The organism is Pseudomonas sp. AC112 (genome assembly GCF_979253545.1).
On sequence record NZ_CEEDCM010000001.1, the window covers coordinates 4,845,673 to 4,863,983 of the forward strand.

At 64.4% G+C, this 18,311-nt stretch carries 5 protein-coding genes; 2 read left to right on the forward strand and 3 right to left on the reverse strand.

Annotation, left to right across the window (positions count from 1 at the left end; all coding sequences use genetic code 11):
- Positions 1-179: 179 nt before the first annotated feature.
- Complete coding sequence (locus AC0IYN_RS22600) at positions 180-12,224, forward strand: filamentous haemagglutinin family protein (protein WP_471843334.1); 12,045 nt, start codon at positions 180-182, stop codon at positions 12,222-12,224.
- Between the two features lie 176 nt (positions 12,225-12,400).
- On the opposite strand, the gene AC0IYN_RS22605 is transcribed toward AC0IYN_RS22600, so the two are convergent.
- The 3 genes from AC0IYN_RS22605 to AC0IYN_RS22615 all read right to left on the reverse strand — a co-directional run bounded on the left by AC0IYN_RS22605 (position 12,401) and on the right by AC0IYN_RS22615 (position 17,575).
- Positions 12,401-13,990, reverse strand: coding sequence for a hypothetical protein (locus tag AC0IYN_RS22605; RefSeq protein ID WP_471843336.1), 1,590 nt, complete (start codon positions 13,988-13,990; stop codon positions 12,401-12,403).
- Between the two features lie 67 nt (positions 13,991-14,057).
- Positions 14,058-15,791: a hypothetical protein gene (locus AC0IYN_RS22610; protein WP_457248068.1), complete on the reverse strand. Its 1,734-nt coding sequence runs from the start codon at positions 15,789-15,791 to the stop codon at positions 14,058-14,060.
- Entirely contained in the window at positions 15,788-17,575 is a 1,788-nt protein-coding gene (locus AC0IYN_RS22615) for a tyrosinase family protein (RefSeq protein ID WP_471843340.1), read from the reverse strand. Before AC0IYN_RS22615 ends, AC0IYN_RS22610 begins: the two co-directional genes overlap by 4 nt.
- 158 nt (positions 17,576-17,733) lie before the next feature.
- On the opposite strand from AC0IYN_RS22615, the gene AC0IYN_RS22620 reads away from it, so the two are divergent.
- A complete protein-coding gene (locus AC0IYN_RS22620) occupies positions 17,734-18,198 on the forward strand; it encodes an Lrp/AsnC family transcriptional regulator (protein WP_406597502.1) in 465 nt (154 codons plus the stop codon).
- Positions 18,199-18,311 lie beyond the last annotated feature (113 nt).

An 18,311-nucleotide genomic window follows, 5' to 3' on the forward strand; every position in this document is an offset into this window, starting at 1 on the left:
CTAACCAAGACCCGCACCACCTGATCAGCAACGGCCTGTGCCGTTGCTGATTTTTTTGCGTTACCAGCCGCATGTGAACTTTCCATGACAGAAGTTCAGTCGCGCCCCTTGCCAACCGCCTAACCCTCATACGTGAGCTTGTCTTGCCCCTGGGCTAACACCAAGAAGGAAGATTCCAGATGGTCCGCTGCAAATCACCGGTTAACCTCAAAGCCCCAGAGACAATCCTGCGCCTCAAGCCATTGGCCCATGCCATTGCGTTGTTGATGGTGGCGGGGAATGCCCAGGCGGCGACGGCGTTCAGTTCCGGCTGGTTTGCCGACAAGGGCGCGTCCCAGGCGGCGACGGCGGCGCGTACCGGCGCAGGCCAGGTGCCGGGGATTCCTTCGTTGAACCAACAGGCGCGCGTCAAGCAGCAGTTGTCGCGCTCCATCAGCACCTTGAACACCAGCGTCGCGGCGATTGCGGCCCAACAGGCGGCGCAAGCAGCGGGGCGCCAGGCGGCATTCGGCCAGGTCTCGAACGTTCCCGATGGCTTGGGCAAGGGCGGCCTGCAGGTCGATAACAGCCTCACCCAGGGCTGGACCAACGCCAAGGGCCCGACCCAGAACCAGTCCGGTGGCAAGACCACGGTGACCATCGAGCAGACCGCCGACAAGGCGATCCTCAACTGGGAGACCTTCAACGTCGGGCGCAACACCACCGTGGATTTCCAGCAGCAGTCCAGTTGGGCGGTGCTTAACCGCGTCAACGATCCGAATGCGCGGCCCAGCGAGATCCAGGGCCAGATCAACGGCGCCGGTACGGTGATGATCATGAACCGCAATGGCGTGGTGTTCAGCGGCACCAGCCAGGTGAATGTGCGCAACCTGGTGGCCGCAGCGGCGAACATCACCGACGAGCAGTTCACCCAGCGCGGTATCTACGTCGACGCCAACGGCACCCAGCCGACCTTTACCGATGCCGTCGGCAAGGTGCAGGTGCAGCGTGGCGCCGTGATCCAGACCCACAACCCGGCCACGTCCACTGATGCGGGCGGTTACGCTTTGCTGTTGGGCGCCGAAGTGGACAACGCCGGCACCCTCATTACCGCCAAGGGCCAGACGACCTTGGCGGCGGGTGACAGCTTCTACATCCGCAAGGGTGTCGGCACCACCGGCAACGACCGCTCCACCACGCGCGGCAATGAAGTGGCGACCAGCCTCAACGCCGGCAGCAGTGCCGGCAAGGTCACCAACAGCGGCCTGATCATGGCCTCCACCGGCGACATCACCCTGACCGGTCACCAGGTGCAGCAAAACGGCGTAGCCCTGGCCAGCACGTCGGTGGACACGCGCGGCACCCTTCATTTGCTCAACGCTGCCACCGACACCACCGGCAGCGTGACCCTGGGCGAGGGCAGCACCACCGCGATCCTGCTGGACGCCAGTGGCAGCACCGCCCTCAACGGCCAGAAAGACAACGGCCTGATCAAGCTCGATGGCACGCCGGCCAACCTGATCACCGGCCCGTTCAACCACCTCAGCACCGTGGCCGACCGTACCGACCAGTCGCGGATCGAGATCGTCAGCGGCGGCACCGTGGACTTCCAGAAAGGCTCGATCACCCTGGCCACCGGCGGCCAGGTGGCGGTCAGCGCGACGGGGCGCAGCCTGGTGCGCGATGGCGCGATGATCGACGTGTCAGGCGCGGTCGGCGTCAAGGTGTCGATGGAATCCAACAACATCAAGATCAACGTGCAGGGCAACGAACAGCGCGATGCGCCGGTTAACCGCGACGGCGGGCAACTGATCAACAACGATGTGTGGGTGGACCTGCGCGAGCTGGTGTTTGTACCGGCGGGTACCAACGGCTATGCAACGGATCGCTGGTACACCGCCGGCGGCTTGCTGGAAGTCGGCGGTTACCTCGGCACCCAGGGGCACACGGTCGGTGAATGGATGGCCCAGGGCGGCACCGTGACCTTTACCGGCAACGATGTGGTGACCCAGAAGGGCGCGCAGATCAACCTGTCCGGCGGCACCGTGGACGTGCAAGCCGGCTACATCCAGCAAACCTGGCTCAAGGGTCCCAACGGACGCTTGTATGAACTCTCCAAGGCGCCGGGCGACATCCTCTATTTGGGGTTTTACAAAGGCTATGAAGACAACAGCGCGCGCTGGGGCCAGACCGAGTACTACTACAACCCGCTGATTGCACCGCAACGCCGGTATGAGGCCGGCTACACCGTGGGTCGCGATGCCGGCAAACTGGTGATCGGCACCACCAGCGCGGTGCTGGAAGGCCAGTTGATCAGCGATGTATTCCAGGGTGATCGCCAGACCCAGGCGCCAACTATCAACCTCGACGGTTACCAGCAATCCAAGAAGGCCATGGCCCAGCGGGCGCAATTGATCATTGGTCAGTACATTCCGATCTACAACAAGACCACCGGCACCCTGCGCTACGCCCTGAGTGGCGCCACCGACCAAGTGCTGATCGACAGCAACACGCAGAACATTGCCGATGGCCTGGACCTCACCACAGCACTGCCGGCGGATCGCCAAGGCAAGATGGTGCTCGACAGTAACCAACTCAGTGGCTACCAACTGGGCGCGATCAAGGTGGGCGCCACACAGCAGATCACCGTCAATGGCGCGCTCAAGGTGGCGGACGGCGGCGATATCACCCTGTTCGGGCCTGGGGTCACTCTCAATGCGAACCTGACGGCCCATGGCGGCAGTATCAACGCAGGCAACCTGCTCAGCCAGGTCAACCCGCTTAAAGCCGGGGCCGTTGAGGATGCGATTGCGGCGGGGGCGGGCACGGTCAACGTCGCCAGCGGCGTCAAGCTGGATGCCAGCGGGCGCTGGAACAACCTGCCACTGAACCCTTCCGACACCAGCGGCGTGGCCTATGTCAACGGCGGCAAGGTATCACTGCGCGGCACCGGCAATGTGAGCCTGGCGCAGGGCAGTGTGGTGGATGCATCTTCTGGGGCCACCCTCGGCGTGGAGGGCAAGCTTATCGGCGGCAAGGGCGGCGACGTGAGCCTGGGGGCGCTCGGTGCGCTGGCGCTGGGCGGTGAGATTCGTGGCTTTGGCATCACGGGCGGCGGCACCCTGGCGTTGCAGGCGCGCAAGGTGCAGATCGGCGACAGCGGCACGGCGCCCGCCGCCGATACCCTGAAACTGGCGGGGGATTTTTTCAACAAGGGCTTCTCGGCGTACGACATCACTGGCAATGAAGGGCTGCTGGTCACGGACGGCACCCAGGTGGATGTCACCACGCCCGTCTACCGATTGGGCGAGCAGACGTCGGCCACGCCAACGGGCAGCGACCCGGCGACGGCCCTGGAGCGCTGGACCCCGGCGCTTTACCAGGAAGACGCTGCCAAGGGTGTGCTGACCCAGCGCCGTGGCGCCAGCCTGGCACTGACTGCCGGCCATCGCGATTCGACGGCCGCCGAACTGGCCACCACGGCCCTGACAGTGGGCAAGGGCGCCGTGATCAACGTCGACCCCGGCCAGGGCATCAGCCTGCGCAGCGTCGGCCAATTGACCCTGAACGGCACCCTCAATGCCTGGGGGGGCAGCGTCAGCCTTGGCGGCTTGACGGTCCAGGCGTCCGAGGCGGTCAACGCCATTGGCCATGGCCGCTCGATCTGGGTGGGCGAGAATGCGCTGATCGACGTCGCATCGCGGGCGGTCACGGCGGTGAACAATCGTGGCGGTGTCTACGGTCAGGTGCGTAACGGCGGCAAGATCAGCATCGGTGGCGACATCGACCTGGCGACCGGCATTGCCAAGGCCAGCGACCTGTTTGTAGTGGTGCGCGACGGCGCGCGCCTGGACGCGTCCGGTACCCAGGCGGCGTTGGATGTGCCAGGCCAGGGCCGGGTACAGGTGGCAAGCAATGGCGGCAGCATCAGTTTTGCCTCCAATAACGGCCTGTACCTGGATGGCAGCTTTGTCGCCCGCGCCGGTGGCGCCGGTGCGGCGGGCGGTAGTTTGTCCCTGGCCCTGGAAAGCCCGTACTACGCCAAGAACGCAGTCACCGACCGCGTGCTCAAGCTGCGCGAACTGGTGCTGAGCCAGACCCACCAGGGCAGTGCATTGCCGGACACCGCCGACGCGGCGGCCGCCAGCCTGGAATATGGTCATGGTCGCCTTGGCGTCGACCAGGTCAACGCGGGCGGGTTCGACAACCTCGCCGTGTTGAGCAACGGCCTGTTGGGTTTTGACGGTGACGTGTCACTGCACATGGGCCAAAGCCTGCGCCTGTACAGCGGCGCCATGGGCCTCACGGAACAGGCGGCGGACAATTCCCGTATCAACCTGTCGGCGCCGTACCTGCTGTTGGCGGGCATCCTTGAACCGCTGGAAGCCAAGGACCAGTACCTGCACCCGGTATTGACCACCGGCATGTCGCAACGCGCCAGCCAGGCGCTGTTTGCCGCCAGCGGTAACCTGATCGATGTGCGCGGCAACGTGCTGTTCGGCAACAACAGCAACCTGCCGCTGAGCGACACCAGCCTGGTGAATGTCGACCGTCGTGGGTTCGATGATGTGCAACTGACCAGCCAGGGCGACCTGCGCTTCCTGGCCGGTGCCGGGGCGGACGTAATCGCCGAAGGCATCAGCACCCAACTGATGACGCGCGGTGACATGACCCTGCGCGCGGCGCAGCTGTACCCGGCTACCGAAGTCGGGGCGCGGGTGCTGGCAGGCTTCCTGGATAATCAAGACGTCGACACTGGCTTCACCTACGACCCAACGCGCACCCTGACCATTGCTCGCACCGGTAACAGCAATGCGGCCATGCCGTACTCGGTGTTTGGCCGCCTTCAACTGGGCGGCCCCACCATCAAGCAGGGTGGTGTGGTCCGTGCGCCGCTGGGGCTGATTGAAATCGGCAGGCTGGGTTCCACCCGCGTGGAGTTGCTGCCCGGCAGCCTCACCTCGGTGAGCGGCAAGGGCCTGGTGCTGCCGTACGGCGGGACCGTGGACGGCCAGATCTACAAATACAACGGCAAGACCGTGACGTTCATTGGCCAGGGCGGTGCGAACAATGCCGGCAACCTGTTGGTTGGCGTGACGTTGGGCGGGCAGTCCGTGGCGGTGCTGCCGGACGCGACCCTGGATCTGTCGGGCGGCGGGGAATTGCTGGGGGCCGGCTTTATTTCCGGGCGCGGTGGTTCCACGGATGCGCGTTACAACCCATTGGTGCAATTCGGTGCGAACGGCGGTTTTGTCCTGCCGGGGCTGGGCACCAACCCGGTCTACGCGATTGTGCCGGGCGTGCAACCGGGCTATGCCCCGGTGGCGCCGGAGGGGGGCGCGGTCGACCCGCTGATCGGTCAGCAAATCACCATCGGCGCCGGTGTGCCGGGGCTGGCGGCAGGCACCTATACCCTGATGCCCTCCACGTATGCCCTGATGCCGGGGGCGTTCCGGGTGGAAATCAACGGGCTCGCCGCAGGGGCAAGCGACGGTTCGGCGCAGGCGATGCGCAATGGCTCCTGGTCCACGGCGGGGCGGTTGTCGATTGCCAACACGGGTATCGCCAACAGCCTCGACAGCCAAGTGATCCTGACCTCCGCCGATACGTTGCGCCGTTACTCGCAGTACAACGAGACCGGCTACGCGCAATTTGCTGTAGCGGATGCTGCCCGGCTCGGCGTACCTCGGGCATTGCTGCCGGTGGACGCCAAGACCTTGCAATTGGTGCTGCGTTCGGGCGCGGGTGAGGACGCCTTCTCGTTTCAGGGCATCGGGCGCTTTGAGGCGGCTGCCGGCGGTTACGGTGGCAGCGTGTCCGTGAGGAACTCGAGCAGCGTCGACACCGACATTGAAATCGTCGGGGCAGGGCGGGGCGTCACCAGTGGTTTCAATGGCGTCACCCTGAATGCAGACAGCCTCAATGCGCTGGGCGCTTCGCGCTTGCTGGTCGGTGGGATGACGGTGGTCAACTATGGCCAGGGCGGCAACTACATCAACCTGGCGGCGGGCACCACAGGTGCGCTGATTCTTCGCGATGGCGCAACCCTGGCGGCGCCGGAAGTGTTCCTGGTCGCTTCCACCGGCAGTATCGTGGTGGAGCAAGGCGCTTCGATCAACACCATCGGGCGCGGCAAGGTCGGTTATGACGCACGCGACGGTTTTGTCTACAACATGGCCAACGTGTTGGCGGTGTCCAATGGCTTGCTCAACGTCGTCGCCGCCAAGCAATCGGAAGTGGGCCAAGGCATCCAGATAGGTGTGTGCAACAGCGCGCCGTGCAGTGGGCCGACGGCCTTGTACTCGGAAGGCACCATCGCCGTCTTGACCGACAGCACCCTACAAATGGGTGATCAGGTGCGCTACGGCACCCGCCATCTCAACCTGGGACTGAGCAGCATCAACGTCGGCAGCCCCGAAGCGCTCGCTGCCGCTGCCGCGGCCAACCGTCTGCCCGCGGGCCTGACCCTGACTCAGGCCGTACTCGACCGCCTGCTGCGTGGCGACACTCAATTCGGCGCTCCTGGCCTGGAAACCTTGCAATTGTCGGCACGGGACAGCTTCAACTTCTATGGCACCACCACCCTGGACACTTATGACGCGGTGACCGGCAAGTCCCTGCTCAATAACCTGATGCTCTCCACGCCAGCCGTCTACGGCGCTGGCGGTGCCAATGACGTGGCGACCATCCATACCGCCAACCTGATCTGGCAGGGCGCCGAAGCAGCGCCTGGCACCGTGGTGGCGGGTGGTGCGGGCACCGGTAGCGGGCGCCTGGATATCAACGCCGAGCGCATCGAATTCGGGTATGGCGAGTTCGCCCAGGCGAGCACTACCGCCAGCCTCAACCGCTTGGCCCTGGGGTTTGCCAACGTCAACCTGAAGGCCAGCGACCGCATCACCGCGAACCATAAGGGCAGCCTTTCGGTGTACCAGAGCCAGGGCGCCTACGACGCCATCAAGGGCTTTGCCTACAGTGGCGGGAACCTGAATATCCTGACGCCGCTGATGACCGGCGCAGCGGGCTCGGTGAATAAAATCACCGCCGGTGGGGCCATCGATATCAGCGCGTCGGGCAGCCCGGTGGGCAAGGTCGACGGCCTTGGCGGCGAGTTGTCGCTGCAGGGCGATAGCCTGCGCTTGGCGAGTGCGGTGGTCCTGCCCAGCGGCAAGGTCACCCTCGGTGCCCGTGGTGATGTGGTGTTGACCGACGCCGCGTTGGTTGATGTGTCCGGCCACGCGATCGCGTTCAACGACCTGACCCAATACAGCGCAGGCGGTGAGGTACTGCTGGAAAGTCGCGAAGGGAATGTACGACAGAGTGCGGGCTCCACCATCGACCTGTCGGCACAGTACAACCAGGCCGGTAAACTGCGCGCCGTCGCGGTGGGCGGTGCGGCGGGTACCGTCGACCTGGCGGGCAAGGTCCTTGCCGGCAGCAGCGGTGACTACGACGCCGGTGGTACGCGGGTGCCGTACCTGGCCGGTGCGGTGGAAATACAGGCCCAGCGCCTGGGCGGCAGCGGTAGCCTCAGCGACCAGTTCGCGGCACTCAACCAGCGCCTCAACCAGGGGCAGGTCTTTGGTGCGCGCAGCTTCCAGCTCAAGCAGGGCGACCTGATCATCGGCAGCGACGTCAAGGCCAACACCGTCAACGTCTCGGTCGACAACGGCAGTCTGCGTGTGACGGGCCGGGTGGATGCCAGCGGCGAGCGCGTCGGCAGCATCAACCTGGCAGGCAAGAATGGCCTGACCCTGGACGGCAGCGCCGTACTCGACGCCCATGGCACGCAGTTGCGCGTGGACAGCTACGGCAAGATCATCGACTCGCCCAACCGCGCTATCGTGATGCTGGGGTCCGGCACCGGCCAACTGACCCTGGCCGATGGCGTGCACATCGACCTGCGCCATGGCACCGACGCCACCGGCAACGATGGGCGCAACCGTGGCACGCTGGAGCTGAATGCGCCGCGACTGGGCAGCAATGACATTGCCATCGACGCCAGTGGGCGCCTGACAATCGAGGGTGCACGCTCCATCGCCCTTAACGGCATGGTCACGTATGACGATGCCCCAGCCAAGACCGATGCGACAGCCAGTGGCAGGCCGTACCAGGAAATCACCCAGGCCTACCTGGATCAGAAACACGCGCTGAGCACGGCGTTCATCAATGCGGCACTGCTCAACAATGACCTGGTGCAAAACAAGTTGGCCGGCCTGAACAACGCCACCTACGGCGACACGTTCCACCTGCGTCCGGGCGTCGAGATCATCAGCAAAACCGCTGACGGCGACCTGGTCGTCCAGGGTGATCTGGACCTGTCCGGCTATCGCTACGCCAGTCTCAAGTCGCCGACTCACGCAGTGACCGAAGCCGGCAGCCTGACCCTGCGCGCCGGTGGCGACCTGAACATCTACGGCAGTATCAACGACGGCTTCGCCGCGCCCGCAGCCTCCAATGATGACAATGGCTGGGTACTGCGCGCCGGCATCGATTTCACCGGCGGTACCGTGGTGGTGCCAGGCAACGGCGCGATGCTGGCGGACGGCACGACATTCCCCGCGGGCGTGACGCTGAATTTCGACGTGACGATCAAGGCCCGCAGCTTGCCAGCCGGTACTCGGTTACCCACGGCGGTGACACTCAATGCGGCGTTGACACTGCCAGCCGGCACGGTCTTGGCGGGCGCTGTACGTGATGCCGCAGGCAACGTGATACACCCGGCCGGCACACACCTGACCGAACCTCTGGACTTGGCGAACGGCAGCATCCTGGACGCGGGCAACGTGCTGGTGAGTCTCACCAGTGTGCGGATCATGACCTGGCCTGCGGGCGTGCCATTGCCCGGCAAGCTGGGCACTACTGGCACGGTCATTCTCAGTGGCACCAAACTGCTGCCCCGTGGGGCGTTGTTGCCGGTGGGCACCAACGTCAAGTTGCCGGGCAATGCCACTTCGGTGCAACTGCGCGTGCCAGGGGCGAATGGGCAAGGCAAATTGTGGGCGGCGGCGCCAATGCTGCCCGACGGTTCCCAGGCCTGGTCGATGCGCCTGCTGGCGGGTGCCGACACCCAGGCGGCTGACAGCCGTGCGCTGCAGTCGCAACCGCAGGCCGGTAATCTGCGCCTGGCCGACAGCCATTATGGCGTCTACGGCCCGAGCAAGATCGTTGGCGGCAGCACGCGCTTCAGCGTGATCCGTACCGGCGCGGCGGACTTGGAACTGCTGGCCGCAGGCAACTTGAGCATGGAGTCGCTGTTCGGTGTCTACACCGCCGGCACTTCTGCCGCCGCTACACCGGGTAGCCCTGCCGGCGCCTGGTACCCAGAGAACGGCGGCAATTTGCTGGTGAAGGCGGGTGGCAACCTGACCGGCAACGTCACCAGCAAGGCGGGGAGTGGTGCCGGGCGCCCGGTAACCTTGGACATTGGCCAGGATTCGACCAACGTCGGCAATTGGCTGTGGCGCCAGGGCAACGGCTTGAGCGGCAGCCAGGCACAAGGCACTGCCTGGTGGATCAACTTCGGCTCATTCGCGCCTGTACCGGGTGCCGCCGACCAGATGGTGGGCTTTACCGGGTTTGGAACATTGGGCGGTGGCAACCTGAATGTCGACGTCGGGGGGGACGCGGGCATTATCGCGCCGCTGGCTGCCGGCTACGTGGCACGCAATGTCAGCCCCCGCAGCACAGGCTTGGTGCTGGCGGTCGGTAGCACCGGCCGGGTCGCGGCGGATGGCAGCCTGCAACTCACCGGCGGCGGCGACATGAACGTTCGGGTCGGTGGGGCGGTAAACCCTGGCAGCCAGATCGTTCTGGGGCAGCTTAACGGTGCGGTGGTGGACCTGCGCGGGCACGTTCAACTGACCGGCGGCAGCCTCGGTAGCCTGGCGTTGCGTTACGGCTCGCGAGCGGTGGATCACAGCCCCAGCGAGGTTCGCGCCTTTGACGCGATGCGCTCGACTTCTGCGAGCGCGGCGGGTGGTTGGAGCCTGTTGCCGGGCGACGCGACCTTCAGCGTATCCACCCGTGGAGACCTGGTGCTGCAGGACGTGGCCGACCCTGGTCGCGCACCGCAGATGAACCTGTGGGCCTACCAGAAAGACGGGGTCACGGGTGTCGGGCAGACCTGGTTCAGCCTGTGGACCGATCGCACGGCCATCGACCTCTTTTCAGCCGGTGGCAACCTCACGCCGTTGACCCAGGCGGTGGAAACCGACATGGCGGCGGTCTATCCCGCGACCTTGCGTGCCGTGGCCGCCAGCGGCAGCTTGTATTACGGCAGTGCCTCCACCAACAACCCGGAGACGCCGCAGCCACTCAAGTCGATGGTCTTGGCGCCATCGGCCAAGGGACAACTGCAATTGCTGGCGGCGGACTCGATCTACGGCGGCGACCTGATCATCAGCCGCTCCAGCGCAGCGCCGGACAGCCTGGCGACTGTCTTCAAGCCAGCCGTCCAAGGGTTTATCGGTGGTGTTCGGGTGGATGGCAGCGGCACCGTTTCTGCCGATGGCAACGTGGCCCGCCTGGGCAATGCCCTCCCGTTGTTTGCTTTTGGTCCCAATACCGCCAGCACGGCGTGGGGCAATAGCCTGGAACCCGCACGCTTCTATGCCCTGACGGGCGATCTGCTGGGGGTCAGCAGTGGGCGCACTATCACCTTGACCGGCGCTGATGACCCGCGTCTGGGCCAGACCTACTACGAAGGCGCGGGCGCGGTGTGGATGCGTGCGGGCCGGGACATCGTCAGCAGTGGTACAGGCTTGAGCGGTGCCAGCGGCGGCGACTTCGGGACGGGGCAATACACCCTCGCCGGCAACCTGTTCGTGCACAACGGCGCCACCGATGTCTCCATCGTCAGTGCCGGTCGCGATATCCTCTACAGCAGCTTCAACGTTGCCGGTCCCGGCAACCTGGAAATCACCGCCGGCCACAATATCCTGATGGACGACAGGGTCGGCATTACCAGCCTGGGCGCCGTGGCGGCAGGCGACACGCGCCCCGGCGCCAGTATCGTGATGCAAGCCGGCGTCGGCCCCAATGGCCCGGATTACCTGCGTTTTGTCGAGGCCTACCTCAACCCGGTCAACCTGGCGCAACCCGGCGAGTCGATCCAGGGCGGCAAGGTCGCCAAGACCTACGAAAACGAGCTGGTCGGCTGGCTCGCCGAGCGCTTCGGTTTCATCGGCAGCCCCGAGCAGGCCCGCAGCTACTACGCGGCGCTGCCCGCCGTGCAACAACGAGTGTTCGCCCGTGACGTGTACTTCGCCGAGCTCAAGGCCGCTGGCCGCGAGTACAACAGTGACGGCGGCGTGCGTGAAGGCAGTTATGTGCGGGGCCGTGCAGCCATCGCCGCGCTGTTCCCGGACAAGGACGTGGCCGGCAACCCGATCACCTACAAAGGCGATATCACCCTGTTCGGCGGCGCCGGGGTGCACACCAACTTCGGTGGCTCGATCCAGATGCTCACCCCAGGCGGCAGCCAGACCTTCGGCATCGAAGGCGCGGCCCCACCGTCGACGGCGGGCGTGATCACCCAGGGCGCGGGGGATATCCAGCTGTATTCCCTGGGCAGCATTTTGCTCGGCCAGAGCCGCATCATGACCACCTTTGGCGGCTCGATCATGGGCTGGACCAGCGAAGGCGACATCAACGCCGGCCGTGGCTCCAAGACCACCGTTGTGTACACGCCGCCCAAGCGTGTCTATGACAACTGGGGCAACGTCGGCCTGTCGCCGTCGGTGCCAAGCACTGGCGCGGGGATCGCCACGCTCAACCCGATCCCGGAAGTGCCGGCCGGGGACATCGATCTCATCGCGCCGCTGGGCACCATCGACGCGGGCGAGGCGGGCATTCGTGTGTCGGGCAACGTCAACATCGCCGCCTTGCGCGTGGTGAACGCAGCGAACATCCAGACCCAGGGCAAGTCGTCCGGGGTGCCGGTCTCCGCCACCGTCAACACCGGCGCCATGAGTTCGGCCAGCGCGGCCGGGGCGGCGGCGTCCCAGGCGGCGGAAGACGCAGCGCGCAGTCAGCAGGCGGCGGCCAAGCAAGGCCGGCCTTCGATCATGACGGTCGAGGTGTTGAGCCTGGGCAGCGAGCCATTGCCACGGGAGCCGGAACCGGCGCAGAAAACCTCCGGCTACAACCCTGACAGCCCGGTGCAAGTGCTGGGCGCGGGGCCGCTGAGCGAACAGGCGCGGGCGCGGTTGACGGATGAGGAGCGTAAGCAGATCAGCTTGTAAGGCTTGGGAAAGGACCTCTCGTTGTACTGTTCGGGGCGATCAATGATCGCCCCTTTTTTTGCGGCATTGCTCGGTCCGATGTGGGGGCTGGCTTGCCTGCGATGCGGGCACCTCGGTCTTGAGTTGAGCCGAGGTGATGCCATCGCAGGCAAGCCAGTTCCCACAGAAAAGCACGACTATTGATCATCCTTGAGGGTCTTGAACCCCTCGATGCGTTTGATCAGGCGGGTGTTCTTCGCCGAATCGGCATTGCCGAACAGGAACGAAAAGTCTGATGCCAGGCCCGACTTGCCGGCAATCGCCGCGTACTGGTGACAGTCGTTGCAGTTGTCTGCCTGCACGTAGGTTTCCATCGTGGTATTGGCGACGACGACGCTCTGGTCGCTGACAAACGGCCCGTAGGACAGCGGCGTTTTCACGTTGGGCCCAGGGCCTGGATCGTTGGGCGCATTGGGCGTCTTGGACCACAGCACATTCACCAGTTTGTAGTACTGGAACACCGACTGGCCCTGGGTTTTCTGGGCGAAGGTCTGCTGTACAGCCGTATTCAAGGCCTGCAGGTCCTGGGGCGTGGCATTGACTCGCGTGGCCTGCACCGGCTGATCCAGGGGCGTGCAGTTGGGCGGGGCGTGGGTGGCGTCGCACTGCACGCGGGCGACGTTGGGCGTGCAGGCAGTGCCGCTGCATGCCGGGTTGTTGAAGCTGTAGCCTTGGGGCGGTGTCGGGCCGGCGTCGGGCACGTTGTCGACCTGCTCGAAGGTGGTCCAGATGAAGTTCGGCTGGGTCTGGGTCTTGTTGATGATATGCAGGCCCACCAGGCCCACCACTTCCTGGGTGCACTGCAGCGTGTCCGGGCGTTGCAGCCACGCGACGGTGGTCAGGTAGCGCCCGTACAATTCGGGCTTGTTAGTGAGTACGCGCCAGGCCGCCTTCAGCTCCAGGGCGCCCAATTCCTCTTGGGGCAGTGCCTGGGCTGGCAGTTCACGCACCAGTTTGCCGGCGGGCAAGGACAGCCCGGCGGGGTGCCGGTTGTCGCTGTTCTGCGCCACGATCAATTGGTTGGCAGCGTCGTACAGCTCGTTATTGACGATGTAGTCGAACTCGGCTTTGCCGACCTTGCGCTCGAAAAACACCAGGTTGCCCGACTGGTCCGTCAGCCAGCCGCCGGAGGCTTCCATGATCGAGTCCGGCAGGGTCACCTGGGTGCCGCTGGACAGGTGGAAACGGTGCTTGCGGTTGATCGCGCTTTCCGAGGTGGCGGTGATGAACTTACGTGCGCCGGTGGCATAGGCCTTGAGGTTGCCGCTGGCGGTGCAATTGGACGGCACCAGGGTTTCCACGCCCCAGCCAGAGGGTTTGGGCGCACCAGGCAGGAAGATCTCGCTGGCATCCTTATAGCTGGCCCACACCGGGGCGTTGCTCATTGGCTGGCCGGGTGTTGCCGGCACGCCGAATTGGGCCACGCTGCTTTGGGTGTCCGGCTCGCCGGCCAGGCTCGCGTTGGCCGGCCAGCCAGGGTTGACGGGCCAGTTCATGGCGATGAACAGCTGCCAGCCGAAACAATTGAGAAAGTCCTGCTCGGTGCCGAAGTTATTCACCGGCAGGAAGCCGCCGCTGGTGGGGTCGAACACCAGCTGGCTGACGCAGCTCTGGGCATCGGTAGCCGCATTGGCCGGTGACGGGGCCAGCAGTGGGAGAAGGGCGCAGGTGATCCAGCAGAACACACGCAAGCGTGCCCGACGCAGCGGGCGAAGCCATCCGTTCATGATCGCATTCCTTGCTCAAGACTTGAGGGGTGGCCGCCCACGCCAGGCATGCACGGCCGGGAGGCACTCAGGCGTCGGGCACCAGTGCCAGGCCGCTTTCCCATGGGTGCTGGGTGGCACTCGGGTTGGCGCCTTCGCTGGGGTTCAGCGCACGCACGCTGACCAGCCCCGGTGCCGCGTTGCTGCTGACGGTGACCGTCATGATGTAGCCCTGGGTGCCGCCGCTGTCGGTCTGCCCTGGAATGGCCGACGCATCCGGCAAGAACTGGGTGACCTGGGCGGTAATCCCTGGGTTGGAAAACTGCACCCGCGCATCCGCCGCCGTGGTGTTCGGGTCGGCGCCTTGCACCACCAGTACGAACTGGCCGGAACTGCCGGGGGCAAAGCTGGCCGGCAAGTCGCTGGGGGACTGGCCGTAGAACAGGTCGATCGGCAGCAACTGCACCGGCCAGGGTTGCGCATCGGTGTTGTTGGCCGCCACGCAATCGCATTCCTTGGGCGGTGCGGGGAGCGGCGCCGGGGTGACGCTCAGGGCCACATTCAATTCATTGGCGATCACCCACACGTAGTCGATCGGCGTGCCGTTGATGGTGATGTCATTGATCGAGAACCCCGCGCTTTGTGGCACCTCGAACACCGCCTGCAGGATCTGGTCGGAGTTGTTTGGACCGGTGCCGGCCGTGCCACGGGTGACGCGCCAGTAGCTGCTGACATCCTGGCCTTGCGGGCCTTTCCAGGTGCTGAAGGATTTCGGCTGTTGCAGGTACAGGCCGATGGGGTTGGTCAATGAGATCAGGTTGTTGACCGCCGCCTGGTTGGCGGAAAAGCCGATATGCGGGTCGGAGTTGCGATAGTTCTGCCCGTACTGCGCGCAGCAGATCAGGCTCTGCTGGTTACGGCTGCTGTTGAGCGGCCGCAGGATAGTGGCGGCCGCCGCCAGGTAGATCTCGGCACTCAGGGTATTGGGCCCGGAGGTCAGGTGCATGGCGCCGCCCGACACCCCTGGGATACGCACGGTGCCGCTGTTCCATTTGTTCACCGTGTCATAGGCGGGCTGGCCGGTGGTGGGGTCGAGCACCGGTTCGCCGGCCTGGCCGGTCGGGCCGTTGGCGGTGTAGCGCAGGTACAGGTCTTCGATCTTCACTTGCGGGTCGACATACGCCTTGTACAACCCCAGCACGGCCTGCGGATCGATATTCCACATGGTCAGGAAGTACGCCGGGTTCTCACTGGTGAACATGATGCTGCGCATGTTGCCGTCGGGATCGCGGGTGATCGACCACTCGCAGTATTCATCCAGCCAGCCCCGTGGGCCCGAGGGTGAAAAGTCGGCGTAAGGACCGTTCCAGTTGATGGACTTGCACAGCACGCTGGGGATCTGCAGTTGGGTTGCCTTGGGGTCCGGGTACAGCGAATAGAGGGTGTTGTTCAGGGTGATCTGGCCGTGGTCAGTCAACTGCATCACCTGGTCCAGGGTCATGGCCTTGCCGCCCAGTTGCGGGACCACGGCGGCGCCGTTGTTGTAGAAGAACGTCCACAGCCGATTGGGGAAGGGCTGCCACGTGATGGTCACTGGCGTCTGTGTGCCGTAGCCGCTCTCCAGCGGGTTGTAGTAGCCCGAGCGCGGTGCGTCGTTGAGGTTGGACCACGGATTGCCGATCACCGACATCTGGGTCCAGCCGGTGACGTTGTTGTTCCAGTTGGTTTCGAAGGTGGGCAGTTGGTTCTCCAGGCCCAGCTTGTTGTAGTCCTTGGGGGCTTGTTCGGCAGGGGAGGTGAATTGGGTGAAGGGCGTGCTCATGTTGGTTCTCCAGCATTGGTGTTGGTGGAGCAGCAACCGGCGTCCGAAGCGGGGCCGGCAGAGGTTTGGCGTGGGTCGTCCCACACCAGTTGGGCGATAAAGCCAGGCAGGGGCGCGTACGCATCGGGCGTCAACACCTGGCCAGTATCGGGATGGGTCACGATCAGCGATAACTGCGTCGCGTCGGTTGGTTTGAGGTTCAGTGCCTTGACGTTGCGCGCGGCGTTCAGGGCGCGGGAGACGCCTTGGCTGATGCAGCGCCCCTTGTCATCCACCAGGCCCATGCCGATACGGCTGAAACGCCCGACGTAATGCGGGTTGTCGGCACTTGCCTGGGGCGGCGTGGCTTCAGGTTGGTTGAGGAAGACATCGATCAGGTAGGTGTCATGGGTGCAGCGCACGTGGTCGAACACTACCCAGGGGCCGCTGGCGGCGGAGTGTTTCTGCGGGCAGCACGCCGCTTTGGCCGCACCAAACTGCGGGGCTACCGGGGTGCCATAGTCGTAACCGATGTGCCGGCTGTCCTGGGCCATGTCGCCAAGGCTGGTGTAGCGCCAGGCATCGGCGCTGGTGAAGGTCACCTCGTCGGCCTGGTGCCCGGCGAACGGCTGCAACAGGCACTGGGTGGTGTACTGCGCCGCCGGGTTGGCGCGGATCCAGACTTCCAGCATGCGGTCGATATTGGCGTGATAGGAGCAGAACACCGGGTCGAAGGCGGTGTAGGCGTTGTCGGCCATGTCGCCGCCGATCCAGCCGTGATAGTTGTCGTGGGGCTGCTCGTAGAGGCCGTCGAAATTCAGCGCGCGGTTGGGGTACAGGTTGTTGGGTTGCGGCGGGTCAAAGGTGGTGATGTTGGCCCAGGGGTATCCGGGTACGCCCTGGGGCTGGCTGAACGTGGTGAACGCGAGCGCGTCGACCACCTGCTGCTGGAAAATCCGGCTCATGCCATACAGCTGGGTACGCTCAATGCGAAAGGCCTCGCCCTGGGTGTAGAACAGCGGGTTGCGCTGCACATACAGGCACTCCACGCCCGCCACGGGCGCAGCGGCGCAGACCTTTGAACAGCCATCCTTGGCCGCCGCATAGCGCAATGGATTACGCCGCACCTCACCGGTGTGCGGGTGCACGTAGGTCTCATCGAGAAACGCCTGGGGTAGGCCCGCCTGGGGGCTGCCATCGACACTGGCGTCGGCGGCCATCCAGTCCCAGTAAGGGATCGCGCAGTCGATCAGCGCTTCCAGGTACAGCAAGTAGGCGCGATGCCACAGGGCGAAGGCTTCCTGGTAATGCAGGCACCAGTTGGTATGGATATACGCGTAGCGCTGCCAGGGCGAACCGCTGTCGGGGTCGCTGATGTGCATCACATCATCCAGTTTGGCGCGGTACAGGTTCAACTGCTCGGGGCTCAGGGCGCGGATGTCCTGGCGCACCCGCTTGACCGGATGCGGCAGCGTCGGTGGCGGGATGCGCTCAGCCAGGTCGAACGGCGAGATGCTGTCCAGCCGCCAACCCTGGTTGACCCACAGGCGGAAGGTTTCCAGTGCGTCGATGGGCCAGAATTGTTGCTGGTCGGTGGTCAACGGCATGTTGCGCGAGGCGAGGTGCTGGTAGATGGTTTGCGACCAGGTCTTGACCGACGCCGGGTCTTCGAGGAACACATCGTAGGCATTCATGCAGCCTGCCCACGTGGCCGCCACGGCCGCGCGCTGGCTGGCGGGTATCCAGTAAGGGGCGCTGAAAAGTCCTTGGATATCAGCGGTCCATGTCGGTTTCGCGACTATCATAAGATCCCTCTCATGCCGCCTTGAGGCCAGGTGTTGGCCGGGCTGCTAAGCTGGATCGATGTTAACTAGCCATTGCGCAGGATTTGTGCAAATTGGCCCGTCATTGCGACGGATTCATTGCATTTTTCAAGGACGATTTGGAACCGATGACAGACGCCATGGATTTGAAGATCCTGGGCAAGTTGCAAAAGGATTGCGACCAGAGCCTGGAGTTGTTGAGCGACAGCGTGGGGCTGTCCTCCACCAGTTGTTACCGGCGGATTCGCCGCATGGAAAGCGTGGGGATTATCAAGGCGAAAGTGGCGGTACTGGATGAACGCAAGCTGGGGATCCAGGTGACGGCGTTCTTCCTGATCAAGCTGGACAGGGACAGCAAGGATATTGATCGCAGGATGCAGCACATACTCTCGAGTCATCCGGAGATTCAGGATTGTTATTTGATGACCGGGGAGTTTGATTTTGTGATGGTGGCGAAGTTTCGGGATGCTGCAGAGTACACGGAGTATATCTATCGTTTTTTGGAGACTTATCGGGATATTCCGATTCGGACTTATTCGTCGACGTTGGTGGTGCGCACGGTTAAGAAGTCTTATGAATTGCCGTTGCAGGGGGTTGGGTTTTGATCTGGGGGGTGAGTGCATATCCGTTATTTGGGGATGCCCGCCCAGCCTGTAGGAGCCGGCTTGCCGGCGATGGCATCACCTGGGTGGCCTGACGTACCTAATCGCCTGCATCG